18 protein-coding genes, 1 tRNA gene and 1 riboswitch are annotated in these 15,033 nt (G+C 39.7%); of the genes, 11 read left to right on the forward strand and 8 right to left on the reverse strand.

From position 1 onward, the window contains the following. Window positions 1–193 precede the first annotated feature (193 nt). Together ACE1CC_RS33655 and ACE1CC_RS33660 are read left to right on the forward strand one after the other, a co-directional pair. Window positions 194–478: a (2Fe-2S) ferredoxin domain-containing protein gene (locus tag ACE1CC_RS33655; protein ID WP_413274795.1), complete on the forward strand. Its 285-nt coding sequence runs from the start codon at window positions 194–196 to the stop codon at window positions 476–478. A 20-nt stretch (window positions 479–498) separates the two neighbouring features. Further along, window positions 499–1,137: a Uma2 family endonuclease gene (locus ACE1CC_RS33660; protein WP_413274796.1), complete on the forward strand. Its 639-nt coding sequence runs from the start codon at window positions 499–501 to the stop codon at window positions 1,135–1,137. Window positions 1,138–1,396: 259 nt separating this feature from the next. Here the strand turns inward: ACE1CC_RS33660 and ygfZ are convergent, their stop codons facing one another. The 4 genes from ygfZ to ACE1CC_RS33680 form a co-directional block, all read right to left on the reverse strand. Continuing rightward, the gene (gene ygfZ, locus ACE1CC_RS33665; protein WP_413274797.1) at window positions 1,397–2,443 is read right to left on the reverse strand and encodes a CAF17-like 4Fe-4S cluster assembly/insertion protein YgfZ; all 1,047 of its coding nucleotides are present in this window, start codon (window positions 2,441–2,443) and stop codon (window positions 1,397–1,399) included. A 29-nt stretch (window positions 2,444–2,472) separates the two neighbouring features. Further along, complete coding sequence (locus ACE1CC_RS33670) at window positions 2,473–2,856, reverse strand: hypothetical protein (protein WP_413274798.1); 384 nt, start codon at window positions 2,854–2,856, stop codon at window positions 2,473–2,475. A gap of 63 nt (window positions 2,857–2,919) precedes the next feature. Next, window positions 2,920–4,434 carry a GGDEF domain-containing response regulator gene (locus ACE1CC_RS33675; protein ID WP_413274799.1) on the reverse strand — a complete coding sequence of 505 codons (1,515 nt, stop codon included), beginning with the start codon at window positions 4,432–4,434 and terminating at the stop codon, window positions 2,920–2,922. Window positions 4,435–4,640: 206 nt separating this feature from the next. Continuing rightward, window positions 4,641–5,255 (reverse strand): GNAT family N-acetyltransferase, encoded by a 615-nt coding sequence (locus ACE1CC_RS33680; RefSeq protein WP_413274800.1) that lies wholly within the window; start codon window positions 5,253–5,255, stop codon window positions 4,641–4,643. A 63-nt stretch (window positions 5,256–5,318) separates the two neighbouring features. Between ACE1CC_RS33680 and ACE1CC_RS33685 the strand changes: the two genes are divergently transcribed. From ACE1CC_RS33685 to ACE1CC_RS33710, 6 genes are all read left to right on the forward strand, one after another. Further along, the gene (locus ACE1CC_RS33685; RefSeq protein ID WP_413274801.1) at window positions 5,319–5,675 is read left to right on the forward strand and encodes a hypothetical protein; all 357 of its coding nucleotides are present in this window, start codon (window positions 5,319–5,321) and stop codon (window positions 5,673–5,675) included. 42 nt (window positions 5,676–5,717) lie between these two features. Beyond that, window positions 5,718–6,176 carry a hypothetical protein gene (locus ACE1CC_RS33690; RefSeq protein ID WP_413274802.1) on the forward strand — a complete coding sequence of 153 codons (459 nt, stop codon included), beginning with the start codon at window positions 5,718–5,720 and terminating at the stop codon, window positions 6,174–6,176. A gap of 89 nt (window positions 6,177–6,265) precedes the next feature. Continuing rightward, window positions 6,266–6,359, forward strand: a riboswitch (TPP riboswitch). Window positions 6,360–6,366: 7 nt separating this feature from the next. Next, on the forward strand, window positions 6,367–7,752 hold the full coding sequence (thiC, locus tag ACE1CC_RS33695) for a phosphomethylpyrimidine synthase (RefSeq protein WP_413274803.1): 1,386 nt from the start codon (window positions 6,367–6,369) through the stop codon (window positions 7,750–7,752). Window positions 7,753–7,807: 55 nt separating this feature from the next. Next, the gene (locus ACE1CC_RS33700) at window positions 7,808–8,299 is read left to right on the forward strand and encodes a hypothetical protein (protein ID WP_413274804.1); all 492 of its coding nucleotides are present in this window, start codon (window positions 7,808–7,810) and stop codon (window positions 8,297–8,299) included. 31 nt (window positions 8,300–8,330) lie between these two features. Beyond that, window positions 8,331–8,642 carry a DUF433 domain-containing protein gene (locus ACE1CC_RS33705; RefSeq protein ID WP_413274805.1) on the forward strand — a complete coding sequence of 104 codons (312 nt, stop codon included), beginning with the start codon at window positions 8,331–8,333 and terminating at the stop codon, window positions 8,640–8,642. After that, window positions 8,639–8,989: a DUF5615 family PIN-like protein gene (locus tag ACE1CC_RS33710; RefSeq protein ID WP_413274806.1), complete on the forward strand. Its 351-nt coding sequence runs from the start codon at window positions 8,639–8,641 to the stop codon at window positions 8,987–8,989. Before ACE1CC_RS33705 ends, ACE1CC_RS33710 begins: the two co-directional genes overlap by 4 nt. A gap of 255 nt (window positions 8,990–9,244) precedes the next feature. Here the strand turns inward: ACE1CC_RS33710 and ACE1CC_RS33715 are convergent, their stop codons facing one another. Both ACE1CC_RS33715 and pyrE read right to left on the reverse strand, forming a co-directional pair. Beyond that, a complete protein-coding gene (locus ACE1CC_RS33715) occupies window positions 9,245–9,787 on the reverse strand; it encodes a Uma2 family endonuclease (RefSeq protein WP_413274807.1) in 543 nt (180 codons plus the stop codon). A 287-nt stretch (window positions 9,788–10,074) separates the two neighbouring features. Then, the gene (pyrE, locus tag ACE1CC_RS33720) at window positions 10,075–10,668 is read right to left on the reverse strand and encodes an orotate phosphoribosyltransferase (RefSeq protein WP_413274808.1); all 594 of its coding nucleotides are present in this window, start codon (window positions 10,666–10,668) and stop codon (window positions 10,075–10,077) included. A gap of 82 nt (window positions 10,669–10,750) precedes the next feature. Here pyrE and ACE1CC_RS33725 point away from each other — a divergent pair, with 82 nt between their 5' ends. After that, a complete protein-coding gene (locus ACE1CC_RS33725; RefSeq protein ID WP_413274809.1) occupies window positions 10,751–11,218 on the forward strand; it encodes a hypothetical protein in 468 nt (155 codons plus the stop codon). Between the two features lie 204 nt (window positions 11,219–11,422). Here ACE1CC_RS33725 and ACE1CC_RS33730 read toward each other — a convergent pair. Further along, window positions 11,423–11,495 (reverse strand) — tRNA-Ile (locus ACE1CC_RS33730). Between the two features lie 151 nt (window positions 11,496–11,646). Here ACE1CC_RS33730 and ACE1CC_RS33735 point away from each other — a divergent pair. Then, entirely contained in the window at window positions 11,647–12,366 is a 720-nt protein-coding gene (locus ACE1CC_RS33735; RefSeq protein WP_413274810.1) for a putative periplasmic lipoprotein, read from the forward strand. A 65-nt stretch (window positions 12,367–12,431) separates the two neighbouring features. After that, complete coding sequence (locus tag ACE1CC_RS33740) at window positions 12,432–13,901, forward strand: hemolysin family protein (RefSeq protein ID WP_413274811.1); 1,470 nt, start codon at window positions 12,432–12,434, stop codon at window positions 13,899–13,901. 366 nt (window positions 13,902–14,267) lie between these two features. Here the strand turns inward: ACE1CC_RS33740 and queC are convergent, their stop codons facing one another. Then, window positions 14,268–14,948: a 7-cyano-7-deazaguanine synthase QueC gene (gene queC / locus ACE1CC_RS33745; RefSeq protein ID WP_413274832.1), complete on the reverse strand. Its 681-nt coding sequence runs from the start codon at window positions 14,946–14,948 to the stop codon at window positions 14,268–14,270. Window positions 14,949–15,033: the final 85 nt, after the last annotated feature.

A 15,033-nucleotide genomic window follows, 5' to 3' on the forward strand; every position in this document is an offset into this window, starting at 1 on the left:
GTACGTAGTTGCGCTTTAGCGCTCTTGTACGTAGTTGCGCTTTAGCGCTCTTGTACGTAGTTGCGCTTTAGCGCTCTTGTACGTAGTTGCGCTTTAGCGCTCTTGTACGTAGTTGCGCTTTAGCGCTCTTGTACGTTGTAATAAGAGCGCTAAAGCGCAACAACAATACATTTATAGAAGTTAATAGCCAGAAATGTCTGCAAAAACAGTTTTAATTTGTCAAAGTAAAGCTTGTCGAAAATTAGGTGCTGCGAAAGTTTTAGCAGCTTTTTTAGCGCATCCGGTACCGGAAGTTGCTGTTAGTGCGAGTACCTGTTTAGGACAATGCGGTAATGGTCCGATGGTATTGATAGAACCTGAGCATTTTTGGTACGATCGCGTAAACCCAGATGAAGTACCAGCAGTGATAGAAAGGCATTTAAAAAATGGTAAACCAGTCCTAGCAATGCTTTATGCTAAATTCCATCCCAAATTATAACCAAAATTTCTAAAAAGCTTATGATTGTAGCAACTTCTACACCCGCCGAACAAAGGGTAATCTTAAAAAACGTCAGTTGGCAAACTTATGAGAGATTGTTGACAGATTTAGGAGAAGACAGAGCAACTCGCCTAGCTTATTATGAAGGATTTTTGGAAATTATGACACCTTTGGGAGAGCATGAAAATAACAACCGTTTTATTGATGATTTGGTGCGTGCGATCGCAGATGAGTTAAACTTAAACTTAAAGAAATTTGGCTCTTTAACTTTAAAACGAGAAACTATGCAACAGGGTGCAGAACCCGACTCTTGTTATTATATCCAAAGTGAACCTTTAGTTAGAAGTAAACAAAACATTAATCTTGAAATTGACCCTCCTCCAGATTTAGTAGTTGAAATTGACATTACCAGCAGTTCTTTAGACAAACGTCCGATTTATGCTGCACTTGGAGTTCCCGAATTTTGGCGTTATGATGGGCAGAAATTAGAAGTTTATATTTTACAAGAACCGATTTTGATTTACAATCAAGTATCGCCAAGTCGGACTTTTCCTTGGTTAGCTTTGGATGCTATTCCTTGCTTCATTCGCCAAAGTTTAATTGATGGGGAAACTGCTACTTTAAAAGCTTTTCGCGCTTGGGTAAGAGAACAGCAATAATTTATTTTGAACCGCAGAGACACAGAGAACACAGAGAGAAGAAATTGAGAAGTATTCATCTGCATTCATCTGCATTCATCTCCGTAAAAAAACGAAGAATTGGCATTTTTCCAGAAGTCTAAGTAGGTGTAAATAAGTAAAGTGATAATAGTTATCTTCGGATGGGGCGGGCAGGATGCCCACCCCACAAGAAAGCTGTAACTCTTGTGGGGTGGGCATCCTGCCCGCCTTAGTTTTCACTTTATTTATATCTACCTAATTATTGAGAAGAATCACGGGTCAAAAACGGAACTTCGACCACTTCACCTTCCACTTCACCAACTCGCACTTTTAACCCTTCCCCACCAGCTTTTGTTCGCACATAACCCAAACCAAAATAACCATTTTCAGTTTCAGTAAAACTCGTGATTTTCCCTACCTTTTCATCCTCCAAACTAATCACACTTCCAACTTCCACAGGCGCAGCTAAACGAATCCCCCAAAGTTGCTGTTTCACACCTTTATAAGTGTTTAACCTAGCAATAGTTTCCTGACCAATATAACATCCCTTGCTAAAAGAGATTGTTTGCCACAAACCCGCCTCTAAAGGATTATAATCATCGGTTAATTCTTGGTCTGGAATCGGTCTTCCTTGCGTAATTCTTAACTGTTCCCAACCTTGTTCGCCTAAAGGAACTGCACCTAATTCTACTAACTTTTTCCATAAATTCGCTGCATATTCAACAGCCACAATTAAAGTATAACCGGGAATTGCCAAACCACTACCAACAGCAACTCGAAATTCAATATCTTCTAACTTAAATAATTGGTGATTACCATAAGCTTGATTAATAATCTCTTCTGCACCTAATTTTTTAACAATTTGCTCACTTTCTGGCCCAATTAAACTAAAAGTAGCAGTATCATTAGTAATATCTTTCAGTTTGACTTTATCAGCAAAAAAGATATATTTATCCAACCATTGCAGCAAATATTCCCGACGATTGGGCGAAACTAAAAGCAATACTGCATCTTCTAAAATATATGCAGTTACTAAATCAATAGTTCTCGCTGTTGAAGAAACAAAAACTGTATCACAACCTGTACCAGGCTTCAAAGATTGAAAATCATTGGTGCTTTGATTGTGTAAAAAGCGCAATCTATCATCATCGCTTACTAAAATTCTACCCCAATGGGATCGATCGCACAAAGCCACCCCTTCCCTAGCCGCTACCAAAGCATCCAACTCATTCCCAAAACTAACCACTATTCCATCTACAATACTCGCCCCAGCTGCTACTTGAATCTCACGTAAATCTTGCATCATCCTTACCTACCTCCAAGTTTAGAAGTTTACTAAGTAGCGGGTAAATTTGTAAATATCTCCTCAATTATTCGTTGCGTTTTCGCCTCCAACCTTTCCCAATCTACATCTCCAGTTTCATCAATTAAACTAGTATCAACTTGAACATCTTGGCTTTCCAGTTCCGAATGCGTCGGCTGGTACTCCAGAAAACACACTTGGAAGCAAAGTTCCCATAAACTTATACTAAAATCCCGATCGTTGTGTTGTAAACGTAGTAAATAGCCCGGATAAGGATTTTGCACTTCCTCATAAGTACCCTTCCAAGCAGACTGTTCCAACTGTTTACGAAGATTATCAACAATGCGAAGATAGGCGGGCTGCATCAACAACTCAGCTTGCTGCCATGCCACCATATTAGTAATTTTCGGCTTCATTGGTATCGATTTGGATGGGAATAGTTTTTAGACTATCACTCCTAAGAGGTGCATTGTAACCCATTACAACAGATAAGTGCGATCGCGTCCCTGCTCCTTAGCCCGATACAACGCCCTATCAGCCGTCGCAATCAACTCTTCCGGCGAAGACTCCCGATGAGGAACAATGCTCGACACTCCCAAACTGAGAGTAACATATTGGGCGATGGGTGATTTACTATGAGCAATCTGTAAACCTTTAACCTTAGTCCGAATCCTTTCTGCAATATCAAACGCCATTTCTGCACTTGTATTGGGCAAAATCACCGCAAACTCTTCTCCACCATAACGCGCCACCAAATCAGCCGGACGATTCACCGTTTCTCGAATCGCTTTTGCCACTTCTTGCAAACAAAAATCCCCCGCCAAATGACCGTAAGTATCATTATAAGGCTTAAAGTAATCCACATCACACATAATCAAAGATAAACAATTGGAATTACCTTTAAACCTAAATCCTTGTGCCTCCTCAATTAATAAACGTTGCCATTCTTGGCTCAAGTACATATTAAACCAATACCGATTTGCTAATTGAGTCAAACTATCTAAAGTTGCCAAACGATGTAACTCTTCGTTAACTGTTTGTAACCTTTCATAGAGTTGTGCTTGTTGAATAGTAACTCCTACCTGTCTCACCAACTGCTTGAGTAACTCCACCTCTAATGCCTGATCATCACGTTTTTGGGAAATATTTTCTACAATAAAAAATCCCCATATTTTTCCTCCTTGCCGAATAGGAAGTATTAAATTAGGCTGGGTATTCACTTGATATAGGGCATGATTTTGGTACTCATTAAAACTAGGAAAATAACCAGCTTTTGTTTCTGGGTAATTTTGGATGTAATCATAACCCTTGAGAGTATCATATTTATTAACCGCATCAATTTTCATCGAATCAAAAGCTATTGCCTGCTTAGACTCTGGTTGCAATTGATAAAGAAATACCCGCTCATTTTGCAAAATTACCCGAAGCTCCTTAACAGTATCGCTGAGAATTTCCTCTAATTTAGCAGACTGACAAATCCGCTCTTGCATCATCCCAATTAAATTCTGAATAGCCAATTGATTTTGGATGCGGAGATTCTGTTCATTCACTTGTTTTTGCAACTGGCAAATAATTATATTATTTCTGACTCGAACTAAAACTTCTTCTGGCTGAATTGGTTTATTGATATAATCAACAGCACCAATTTCCAAACATTTAATTTTCTCCTCCCTATGAGCAGTATCCGAAAGCAAAACCACAGGAATCTCTTTAGTGATATCATCCTCCTTCAATGATTGACAAGCTTTTACACCATTAAATCCTGGTTCAGTGATATCTAAAATCATCAAGTTTGGTCGGGCATAAGCAGCTTGATAAATAGCTGAATCTACACTCTTTGCTACCACTACATTAAACCGAGATTCAGTTAATAATCTTGACAACAAATCAAAATTATTAGCATTATTTCCTATAAGAAAAATTAACCCCGGTTTGGCAGGTGAGTTGATTTGAGTGGTAAATCCGGTTTGCGACATGGAGAATTTACTAGCCATTCAGGTATCTGTTAGTACGAAATCGAGGACGCTTAACAGTATTCCTTGTTTAGCTAGTGGCTCAAGTGATTAGCCCAGTTGAGCTTCTGTGACAATTAGGTATAAACTACGTGCTTGAAACCTTTGTTACATTGTGAGGGAAAAGGTTTTTTCCTTGTGAGAAAGGTCACAAATACTTGGGTTTACTCGAAAATCTCTCTGAAGCATCAACCCTGTAGTTCTCTCCGCATCCCCCAAAGGCGCAGGTTACTTCCAGGCAAATCAAAACTCTTGACCACCTGAAAACCCCGTTTTTGGTAAAAGCTGACGTTTTTTTCGCTATCAGTCTCCAAGTAACAAAGCAAATTTTCCCCATCAGCTTGTTTTAGTATCGGTTCGATGAGCTTTCCACCCACACCTTGACCTTGATAAGCAGGGTCAACACCCAGAACATTCAAGTACCAGTGAGGCTCTGACATACATTCTTGATGACATTCCTCTATTTTGTTAAATAGCCCAATTCCCCGCCCCATCCCTCCCCAACCCAGTTTAAATGGCATAGTTAAAGCTAACTGAAAAGTTTGCCAGAAACCCATAGGGTATTTTCCTGGGGGTATCCAAATTGCCACACCTTTTAAAGCATCAGTTGTGTAAATTGAATCAAAAAGCTGGCTGTAGCGCAATGAAACGAGAAATAGCTGCTTGATTTTACCGATTCTGGTTTCATCCTCTTTCGGGAAAATGTAACTAAAAACTGGGTCATTCTCGAACGCTTTTGCCAGTACTTCGCTTGCTGCTGGAATTTGCGGCGCTTTTAGACGAATGATTTCGTTGTCTGTCATTGGTGCATCTGCCTGTTTTACAGATAGAGTATAGCGGGAGATATTCAAATTACTTTAGAAAAAATGAATCTAGAAGAAAGTTTAGCAATAGATTTGGAAGATCAACTTTCAAATTTGACAGCAGACTTAGTGGCATTGGAAAGCAATAGGTCTTTTCTCGATCGCCTCTTTTCCATAGAATCAAGTAAATGGGTAAACTTAGAACCTCTCTGTAGCGAACTTAATCAAATTAAAGCTGAAATTGCCGAACTGCGAAAATATTTTACTGGAACAATTCAAGTTACTTGGTTAGACTACCCTGACGCTGTTTGTGGAGAAGGATTTTGTACGATAATCTTCTTTGTTGAAGAATTACATTGGCATAGTTTAGCACTTTATAACCAGCAGTTATTCTTCAAAAAGCAAATTCAATACAATTAGTAGCTTAGTTCGACCTGCAACAATAGATGAAACACCTTGATTATGTCAGTAAAAAAAATATCCTTAGATTCAGAACAGTTAATCGATTTCCAGCAATGGAAACAAGCGAACGGTGATGATTTCTCACTTTGGGATTATCTTTTTGGAGTTGCTAATGCAGAAATAGCGATCGCATTCACCAAACTATTTTTACCTGATATTATCGAACATGAAGGCAGCATCTTTTTAGCCGAAGCATTCAATAAAGAAACCTACGAACAGTGGAAAACTAAACTTGGCAACGACATCACAGCAATTGAAAAAGTAATGAATCATCTGCATATTGATGATTTACTACCAGGTACAGAGAAAGTTGGGATCGATAACTTATATTATTTAGGAAATGCACTCTCTCAAATGTGGACGAGTCGCCTAAAATTTCTTTATCCCGATCGCAATTTTCAAGTTAGCTGCGATCGAGATGAATATACTGTTGTTGTAACATTCTGCCAGATACTCTAACAAATAGACAGCAATTACCATTCCTACACATTTTATAAAATTTTCCTAACAGACCCTAACTCACCACCAATCCAAGGTGATACAATCTACATCCAAGCTAGGGGTGCCCATTTTGGGCTGAGATTAGACCCTTAGTACCTGAGACTGGGTAATACCAGCGGAGGGAAGCTGTTTATTCGAGGAATCAAATATGCGAACAGAATGGGTCGCCAAACGGCGTGGGGAAGCTAATGTCTCTCAAATGCACTACGCCCGTCAGGGTGTCATCACCGAAGAAATGCACTACGTTGCTAAACGGGAAAATCTTCCTGTTGAGTTAATTCGGGATGAAGTAGCAAGGGGACGGATGATTATCCCTGCTAACATTAACCACACTAACTTAGAGCCGATGTGTATTGGCATCGCCTCCAAGTGCAAAGTTAATGCCAATATTGGTGCTTCTCCTAATTCTTCTAATATTGAAGAAGAAGTCAATAAACTGAAATTGTCGGTAAAATACGGTGCTGACACCGTGATGGACTTGTCCACAGGTGGCGGAAACTTAGACGAAATTCGCACCGCTATTATTAAAGCTTCCCCTGTTCCTATTGGTACAGTGCCAATTTACCAAGCATTAGAAAGCGTTCATGGAAAGATGGAAAATCTTACCCCTGATGACTTTCTTGATGTGATTGAAAAACACGCTCAACAAGGCGTTGATTACATGACAATTCACGCAGGTATTCTAATTGAATATTTGCCGTTAGTGAAATCCAGAATTACGGGAATTGTTTCTCGTGGTGGTGGAATTATTGCTAGATGGATGCTGCATCATCACAAGCAAAATCCCCTTTACACTCACTACCAAGACATCATTGAAATCTTCAAGAAATACGACGTTTCTTTTAGTTTAGGTGATTCTTTGCGCCCTGGTTGTACTCATGATGCTTCCGATGCTGCCCAACTTGCTGAATTAAAAACCCTTGGTAAATTAACTCGCAAAGCTTGGGAACATAACGTGCAAGTAATGGTCGAAGGGCCAGGTCATGTACCGATGGATCAAATTGAGTTTAATGTGAAAAAACAAATGGAAGAGTGTTCGGAAGCACCTTTCTATGTTTTAGGGCCATTGGTGACAGATATTGCTCCTGGTTATGACCATATCACTTCTGCGATCGGGGCAGCAATGGCTGGTTGGTATGGTACTGCAATGTTGTGTTATGTAACGCCTAAAGAACATTTAGGTTTACCGAATGCCGAAGACGTGAGAAATGGGTTAATTGCATATAAAATTGCTGCCCATGCTGCGGATATTGCCCGTCATCGTCCGGGCGCACGCGATCGCGATGACGAACTTTCCAAAGCCCGTTATAATTTCGATTGGAATCGTCAATTTGAATTGGCATTAGATCCCGATCGGGCCAAAGAATACCACGACGAAACCTTACCAGCAGACATCTACAAAACCGCTGAATTCTGCTCAATGTGTGGGCCAAAATTCTGCCCAATGCAGACAAAAGTTGATGCCGAAGCATTGGAAGAATTGGAGAAATTCCTGGCTAAAGATCAGGAATCTGTAGCAGTTCCTAGCGTCTAACATTAAAGTAGGGTGGGAATCTTCCCACCTTAATATTTTACCTTGGTAAACAGCAATGGATTTACAAGCAAAAATTAAGGTTACTCCCAATTGTGCTGTATTTACTCGCAATTATCCGCAACACCTTGAAGATGCGATAAATAAAAATCCTCGACAACCTATTACCTTTCGTTCTTATTTAAAGTGGGCATCAGCTGAATTAGCAGTAAAAACTCACGGTTTTTGTAAAATTTACTTTGTACCAGGTGAGGAAAAACTAGTTCAATATGAAGCTATTTTAGAAGAAGTATTATTAGAACCAGAACCAGATAGCCTTAAAACCAAAGAGTTACTTGCTAACTGTTTAGAATCTACCCAGGAAGAAGGTTTATGGGAAAAAGAGGACGGAGAAGTGGGCGTTCAAACTCTTTATGTGATTTCTCATTGTCGGAAATTGACCTCACCTTTTATGCAAACTGAGTTAATAAAACTTTCCGACGATCGCCCAATAGACGAAAATTTTATTCGCAGTTATGCGTTAGTTTATGAGTGGAATAAATCCAATTAATTGACGGTTGTTAAAAACTAAAAACTTTGATATGGCAACTACTAAACAATACATTGAACAGAAAGAAGGATCTTACCGAATTAGGGGAACTCGCGTTTCCTTAGATTCCATAGTTTACTCCTTCTTAAACGGTATGTCACCCGAAAGTATTGCTCAAGCTTTTCCAACATTAACCCTTGAACAAGTCTATGGAGCAATTACATTTTACTTAGCAAATCGAACTGAAATAGATGCTTATCTAGAAGAAGGAGAAGTTATTTTCGCAGAACAGCGAAAAGCGGCGAAGGAAGCAAATCCTTTGTTATACAAAAAATTAGCTGATGCCCAAATGCAAAAAGTATGACTATTCGCTTTCAGGCAGATGCAGACCTCAACCAAAACATTCTAACTGGTGTATTAAGAAGAGAACCAGAAATAGATTTTCAAACAGCTACAACGGCAGGTTTAAGCGGTTTAACAGATAGACAAGTATTAGAAATTGCAGCACAAGCAGAGCGAATTCTTGTTTCTCACGATCAAAGGACTATGCCGAGATACTTTGCTGAATTTATTAGCAATCGAACAAGTCCGGGGTTGATAATTGTACCTAAAAAACTTTCAATATCTCAGGTAATAGAAACTTTAATTATAGTTTGGTCAGCGTCTAATACTGAAGAGTGGGTTAATAGAATTATTTACTTACCTTTGTAATTGGTAGTGCGATCGCTCTTTATATCATTATAAGTATTTTCTGCCCAATAATTGTGTTTATTCAGATTATACACCAGCCCCAAAATCCGCCTGCCTTATCAATTCGCTTTTCTTATAGCTAAACTCCTCTAAAGAGGACTAAATACTTTCAATTTTTATGCTTTCAGTCCATTTTAATGGACTTGAGCTATTAGCTAAGGAATTGATTTCCGGGTGGGCTAACAGCACAGGTGCAAGATCTGATTTTACCTCGATTCAACCTAACAACTCATCCACCGCAACACTAAATCCCGGTAACATAACTTGTGTACTCACTACCTCACCAGCACCAAAGCATAATTTCTGACTTTCGGTAATTACAAATATCAACTTATTTTCTGGTAAAATTAACCAAACTTCCTGACAACCAGAATCTAAATACTCTTTAGCTTTAGCAAAAAAATCTTCAACTGTATCAGTTGGCGAGGCAATTTCAGCTATTAAAGGAAAACTTTGAGGTAATACTTCAAACTCGCCATATTGCTCGATCATTTCACGAGTAATATAAGCAATATCTGGACGACGACCTTGTTTATTCGTGCGACAAGCTGCTTCGGTGACAACTTCTCCTCCTTGTTCGATCGATCGAACATAACTCCTCCAGAAATAGTCGAGTCTAGATTGAGTTACACTATGTTTAAATGTCATGCCATTTTTTTCAATAAGTTGTCCGTTCACCCATTCAGTATGTTCGGGTGGATTCTGCATATAATCTTCTAAAGAAAAGATTTGCTGTTTAACATTCGTTGCAGTAATCATAGTATTTTTCCCTTCCTAATACCAATTCTGGATGAAGATGCGCTAAATAGGGCTTGCTGAAAAAGTCTGTTGGTGGGGGTAGGGACACGGCATCATTAATATTTGCAACTCCTGCGTTATCTCTTTCATGCCGTGTCCCTACAATTTCCTGGAAAAAAGCAAGGATGAAAGCGCCAAAAGGTCTGAAAAAGTTGCATTTGTTTTGACCAAAAAAGGCGCTTTCACCCTTGCCTATATTACTTTTTACATTTATTCAGCAAACCCTAAATAAATTTTGGCACAGCATTTTAAACTTTCAACTGTTTATCCCGTTCTTGAATTTCCTCAATCCCAAAAACCGCCGCAAACTTCAACCCAACAGACTGATAAAACTCTTCCCCACCCTGCTTTCTATCCACCAAAGAAATCACTTCTTCCACAGTGTAACCAGCTTGGCGCAATCTCTCCACCGCCTTCATTGCTGACTGTCCAGTTGTCACCACATCTTCCAAAACTACCACCTTTGCACCATCGGGTAAATTTGGCCCTTCAACGTAAGCTTTTGTACCATGACCTTTAGCTTCTTTTCTGACAATTAAAGCGGGAATTGGGCGATTTTCTAAAGCAGAAACTACACTGACTGCTGATACGATCGGATCTGCACCCAAAGTTAACCCAGCTACAGCTTGCGTATCTTCCGGTAACATCGATAGAAGTAAACGCCCGATCGCCAAAGCCCCTTGCGGATGCAAAGTCACCTGTTTACCATTAATGTAATAAGAACTCTTCTGCCCAGAAGAGAGTACAAAGTCCCCAGATTGATACGCCAACTGACAAAATAAATCTAGGAGTTCCTGCCGTAAAGTCGTTAAATCAGATGAAGTTTTAATTCCACTAGTCATTACAGTAATTAAACTAAATCAGCCAACCACGATCTTAGACTGAAAGATAGGTTAATATTTGGGAAAAAGTGAGGGTGAAATTATGGTTATGCGTCTTAGCAGTCTCATAGCAGCATTAACGCTGAGTGCTGCCACTAGTTTATTTGCCACTACTGCCAAAGCTCAACCGGGAGTAGATTGTACAAACGGCATAGATTGTGTCAACCCTTTTCCCTTAACAGGTTACACTCTAGATGAAGCAATGGATCGTGCCTATTACAGCAACGAGAAACCTGTTTATCAAGATCAACTTTTGCCCAGACAACTCTACTACATTTTTGGCCCCAGCTTCAACATCTTAGAGGGAAACTACCCAGAAATTGAAATTACCAAGGATGCTAGGGCAGTTCATAACCTTTACGTAGAAGCCTTACGATTACAAGGTAGTAGTGGCCCTGTGATCCGTACCAGAAATTTACCCAACCCTTACAACTCCTCTTTGTTGCAACTCCAAAATAGTTTTATTACTAACCCAAACCGAGTTCCTGGAGTCGAACTTTACAACGAATAATTACCCCCACAGTAAATTATTGCCACAAAGTTCGTAGTAGGGACTTTAGTCCTAATTGCCAACACACAGAGGACTGAATCCCTTACCTAGAAATGTCGGATTAATGCCCCCGTTACAGTAGGGGTAATTCATGAATTGCCCCTACTGTAACGGTGGGAGTATGTGAATAGCAAACAACTAAGGGTGATTCTGCTAACTTTTAAATCGGCAGTGCAGGAGTCGAACCTGCCTGAGGCGAATTATGAGTTCGCTGCCTAATCCGCTCGGCCAACTGCCGGGAAAATGCCTACAAAGCGGTATAAACACAGAGTTCTATAATACCACTTCAAGTACATCCCAGCTATAAGCTCTTTAATTGTATAATCAATCAGGTAAATTCGACAAGCTTTAAAGCCAGCTGAGTATAATTGAGCGTTAGTGGAAGCAAAATGGCGAAAAATATAACATCCATAAAAAGATTGAACCCAACAGCAGTGTTGACAATTACTTTGCTAGCACTGATGCTTGTGGGGGGCATTTTAAGTGGAATATGGGGGTTTGCTTTAGGTAGAGAAGCTCTCAAAGGTGTCAGTCAACCAGATGCTCGTCCAACAGCCAAAAAGAACCAAAAGGAATCCCAGTTGGTATCAAAACCTCTGGTTTTTTTAAAGGAAGCTGATATCCTTAAGACCGTGAAAACCAGGATACAGGAGAAGGGAAACCAAGCTAAACCGGAAAAGAAAGAAGCAGACAGTAATGCCAATGAGAAGCTGATTGCCAAAGCTGAAGCTGCTCAAAAACCGCCAACTGTGCCCGGTTTTCCAATTACCACCAAAGATAAGGGTGTAGTATTGGAAATTCGTTCAACTCGTCAGCAAGAAGGTTTTTTAATGCTGGATGTTAGCTTAAAGAATGAAAGCTCTCAACCAGTAAAGTTTGTTTATACCTTCTTAGATGTTACTGATAACTGGGGAAGACCTTTAAGCGCTAATATAGAAGGCTTGCCAGGAGAATTACCTGCTAATAGTCAGGCATTTACTGGGACAGTAAACATTCCGAATTCAGTGTTGGAAAATGCCGAGCAACTTTCTTTGACGTTAACAGATTATCCTGAGCAAAAAATTCGTCTGCAAGCGGCTGGGATTCCCATTGCCAAATCTAGTAATTAATTAGAAACCATTTTTTTAGTAATAATAGTTTTCCTTAAATGTTTGCCACTGTTGTGGTTTTGTTAGTGACCAATCAGGGATTGAGTAATCAAGTTCCCATAGTTCTCACTTGGTCAGATGTGGGATTTCGGATTTTGTCGGTGTTGTTGCTAATTGCAATCAACGCTTTTTTTGTTACTGCTGAGTTTTCTATGGTTTCGGTGCGTCGATCGCGCATTAACCAATTAGTTAACTCAGGCGACATTCCGGCAAAAACGGTTCAAGATTTGCAACGGAGTATCGATCGCTTACTCTCAACTACCCAACTGGGAATTACCCTTTCTAGTTTAGCTTTGGGTTGGATTGGCGAAAACACAATGGCGATATTAGTCGCTAGTTTTTTGACTCGCTTACCATTACCCCGATCGCTCAATCAAATGATCGCTCATACTTTAGCTATTCCCTTAGCTTTCTTCCTGATTGCCTATTTACAAATTGTGTTAGGCGAGTTATGTCCTAAATCAGTCGCCTTACTTTATTCGGAACAATTAGCCAGATTTTTAGGGCCGCCAAGTTTAGCGATCGCACGCTTTTTTAACCCCTTCATTTGGATTTTAAATCAATCCACTCGCTTTTTATTAAGACTAGTCGGAATTCGTTACACTGGGCAAGGTTGGCGAACACCAGTTACCCCCGAAGAATTACAACAAATTATCACCACTTCTACCGAATCAACTGGATTAGAAGCTGAACAAAGAGAACTGTTAAGAAACGTCTTTGAATTTGGCGATATTACCGCAGAAGAAGTAATGATTCCCCGAATTAGTATTGCCGCTATTCCTAGTACCGCCACCTTCCGAATGCTACTTTATGAAATCGCTGGCAATGGTCACTCCCGCTACCCAGTTATGGGAGAATCTTTAGATGATATTCGGGGCATTATTGACTTCATCGAATTAGCTGAACCTTTAGCCCAAGGAAATCTTAATTTAGATACTTCCATTCAACCTTGGATTCGTCCAGTGAGATTCGTTCCTGAATATACACCATTGAGTCAATTGTTGCCGATGATGCAGCGATCGCACCTGCCAATGGTAATGGTAGTTGATGAATTTGGCGGCACTGCTGGATTAGTCACAATTAATGATTTAATTGCCGAAATAATCGGTGATACTAACGAACCAGAAAACCCCGAAGAACTAATCATTCAAAGTTTAGATGAACAAACCTTCTTAGTCCAAGCACAAATAAATTTGGAAGAACTTAACGACCTGTTAGACTTGAATTTGCCTTTAACTAATGAATACCAAACATTAGCAGGTTTCTTACTTTACCAAGCCCAAAAAATTCCCCAAGTCGGAGAAAGTTTAATCTATAAAAACTTAGAATTTACAGTAATTTCTGCCCAAGGGCCAAGATTACATCAAATTCGCCTTCGTCGCCTCGACTCCATATCAGATTTAATCGAAAATACCACCGAATTAAACCCTGTAAATCAAACAAAAAATCCAACAACAAACGACACCAGTTCTGGATCTGACCTGATTTCAGATTAAATGAACAGCTTTAAATCTTTAGTTAACGGCTACTTACTAATAATAATGCACCGGATCTATAAACTCTGTGCATTTGCGGAAGTTTATTAAACTCACATCTTGCAACCGGGCTAAAAACCGGGAGGTGAGCAAATAGCTAAACCCGAAACCCTAAATTTTTCGTTCATAAACTCGGTTTTTCAAGTCTTGTTGAGAATGGTGTAAGATCTGAGTTAAAATCTCTACTGAATTTCACTTTGGGTTAATAATAGTAAAAATGCCCAAACCACATCCAAAAATATCAGCATTAATCCTGAAAAAACATGGTAATTTTCTAAAAATACTCTTTAGTAAGTATTTTTAGTAGTAAATGAAATTTAAAATAGTCTATTTTTCGGCATAATCCACTGGATCTTTTAAACCCAATTCCGCAAAAGCTGCCAAACGTAAGCGGCAAGAATCACAAACGCCGCAAGCTTTTTCCCCACCAGCATAACAAGACCAAGTTTTTTCCCAAGGTACACCTAAACTATTACCTAATTGAATAATTTCTGTCTTTCTTAAATTAATTAAAGGCGCAACAATTTTAATTGGTTCACTGATCTGACCTTGCTTAGTTCCCAAACGAAAAACTTCCTGCATTGCTTGGATATAATCAGGACGGCAATCTGGATAACCAGAATAATCCAAAGCATTGACCCCAATGTACACCTTGGATGCACCGATCGCTTCTGCATATCCCAGCGCAAAACTCAAAAAAATCGTATTTCTCGCCGGAACATAAGTAATTGGAATACTTTGTCCCATCTCGGTGAGCGATCGATCACTCGGCAAATCAATCTGATTATCCGTCAGCGCCGAACCTCCCCACAACCGTAAATCAAAACTTACAACTTGGTGTTCCCTTACCTCGGCACAACGCGCAATCTCATGCGCTGCGGCTAATTCCCGGCGATGACGCTGCTGATAATCAAACGAAAGCGCATAACAATCTAACCCATCCTGTCGAGCTTGATAGAGCACAGTGGACGAATCTAAACCCCCAGATAGTAAAATCACCCCTTTGATCATCTTTCCCCCTTTAATACTCCTTCTAGCTTTTGCTTACGGTATTTTCCCATAAAGCATAAAAAGCCCTCTTGGTCAACGTAAC

Source organism: Floridaenema aerugineum BLCC-F46, from assembly GCF_041929345.1.
In the GTDB taxonomy this organism is placed as follows: Bacteria; Cyanobacteriota; Cyanobacteriia; order Cyanobacteriales; family Aerosakkonemataceae; genus Floridanema; species Floridanema aerugineum.

Coding starts and splice junctions, on each gene's coding strand:
- ACE1CC_RS33685 (WP_413274801.1), top strand. CDS start 5,319: ATGAATCTAGAAGAAAGTTTAGCAATAGATTTGGAAGATCAACTTTCA.
- ACE1CC_RS33715 (WP_413274807.1), bottom strand. CDS start 9,787: ATGATTACTGCAACGAATGTTAAACAGCAAATCTTTTCTTTAGAAGAT.
- thiC (WP_413274803.1), top strand. CDS start 6,367: ATGCGAACAGAATGGGTCGCCAAACGGCGTGGGGAAGCTAATGTCTCT.
- ACE1CC_RS33670 (WP_413274798.1), bottom strand. CDS start 2,856: ATGAAGCCGAAAATTACTAATATGGTGGCATGGCAGCAAGCTGAGTTG.
- ACE1CC_RS33660 (WP_413274796.1), top strand. CDS start 499: ATGATTGTAGCAACTTCTACACCCGCCGAACAAAGGGTAATCTTAAAA.
- ACE1CC_RS33675 (WP_413274799.1), bottom strand. CDS start 4,434: ATGGCTAGTAAATTCTCCATGTCGCAAACCGGATTTACCACTCAAATC.
- pyrE (WP_413274808.1), bottom strand. CDS start 10,668: ATGACTAGTGGAATTAAAACTTCATCTGATTTAACGACTTTACGGCAG.
- ACE1CC_RS33710 (WP_413274806.1), top strand. CDS start 8,639: ATGACTATTCGCTTTCAGGCAGATGCAGACCTCAACCAAAACATTCTA.
- ACE1CC_RS33690 (WP_413274802.1), top strand. CDS start 5,718: ATGTCAGTAAAAAAAATATCCTTAGATTCAGAACAGTTAATCGATTTC.
- ygfZ (WP_413274797.1), bottom strand. CDS start 2,443: ATGATGCAAGATTTACGTGAGATTCAAGTAGCAGCTGGGGCGAGTATT.
- ACE1CC_RS33700 (WP_413274804.1), top strand. CDS start 7,808: ATGGATTTACAAGCAAAAATTAAGGTTACTCCCAATTGTGCTGTATTT.
- ACE1CC_RS33705 (WP_413274805.1), top strand. CDS start 8,331: ATGGCAACTACTAAACAATACATTGAACAGAAAGAAGGATCTTACCGA.
- ACE1CC_RS33680 (WP_413274800.1), bottom strand. CDS start 5,255: ATGACAGACAACGAAATCATTCGTCTAAAAGCGCCGCAAATTCCAGCA.
- ACE1CC_RS33725 (WP_413274809.1), top strand. CDS start 10,751: ATGGTTATGCGTCTTAGCAGTCTCATAGCAGCATTAACGCTGAGTGCT.
- ACE1CC_RS33735 (WP_413274810.1), top strand. CDS start 11,647: ATGGCGAAAAATATAACATCCATAAAAAGATTGAACCCAACAGCAGTG.
- ACE1CC_RS33655 (WP_413274795.1), top strand. CDS start 194: ATGTCTGCAAAAACAGTTTTAATTTGTCAAAGTAAAGCTTGTCGAAAA.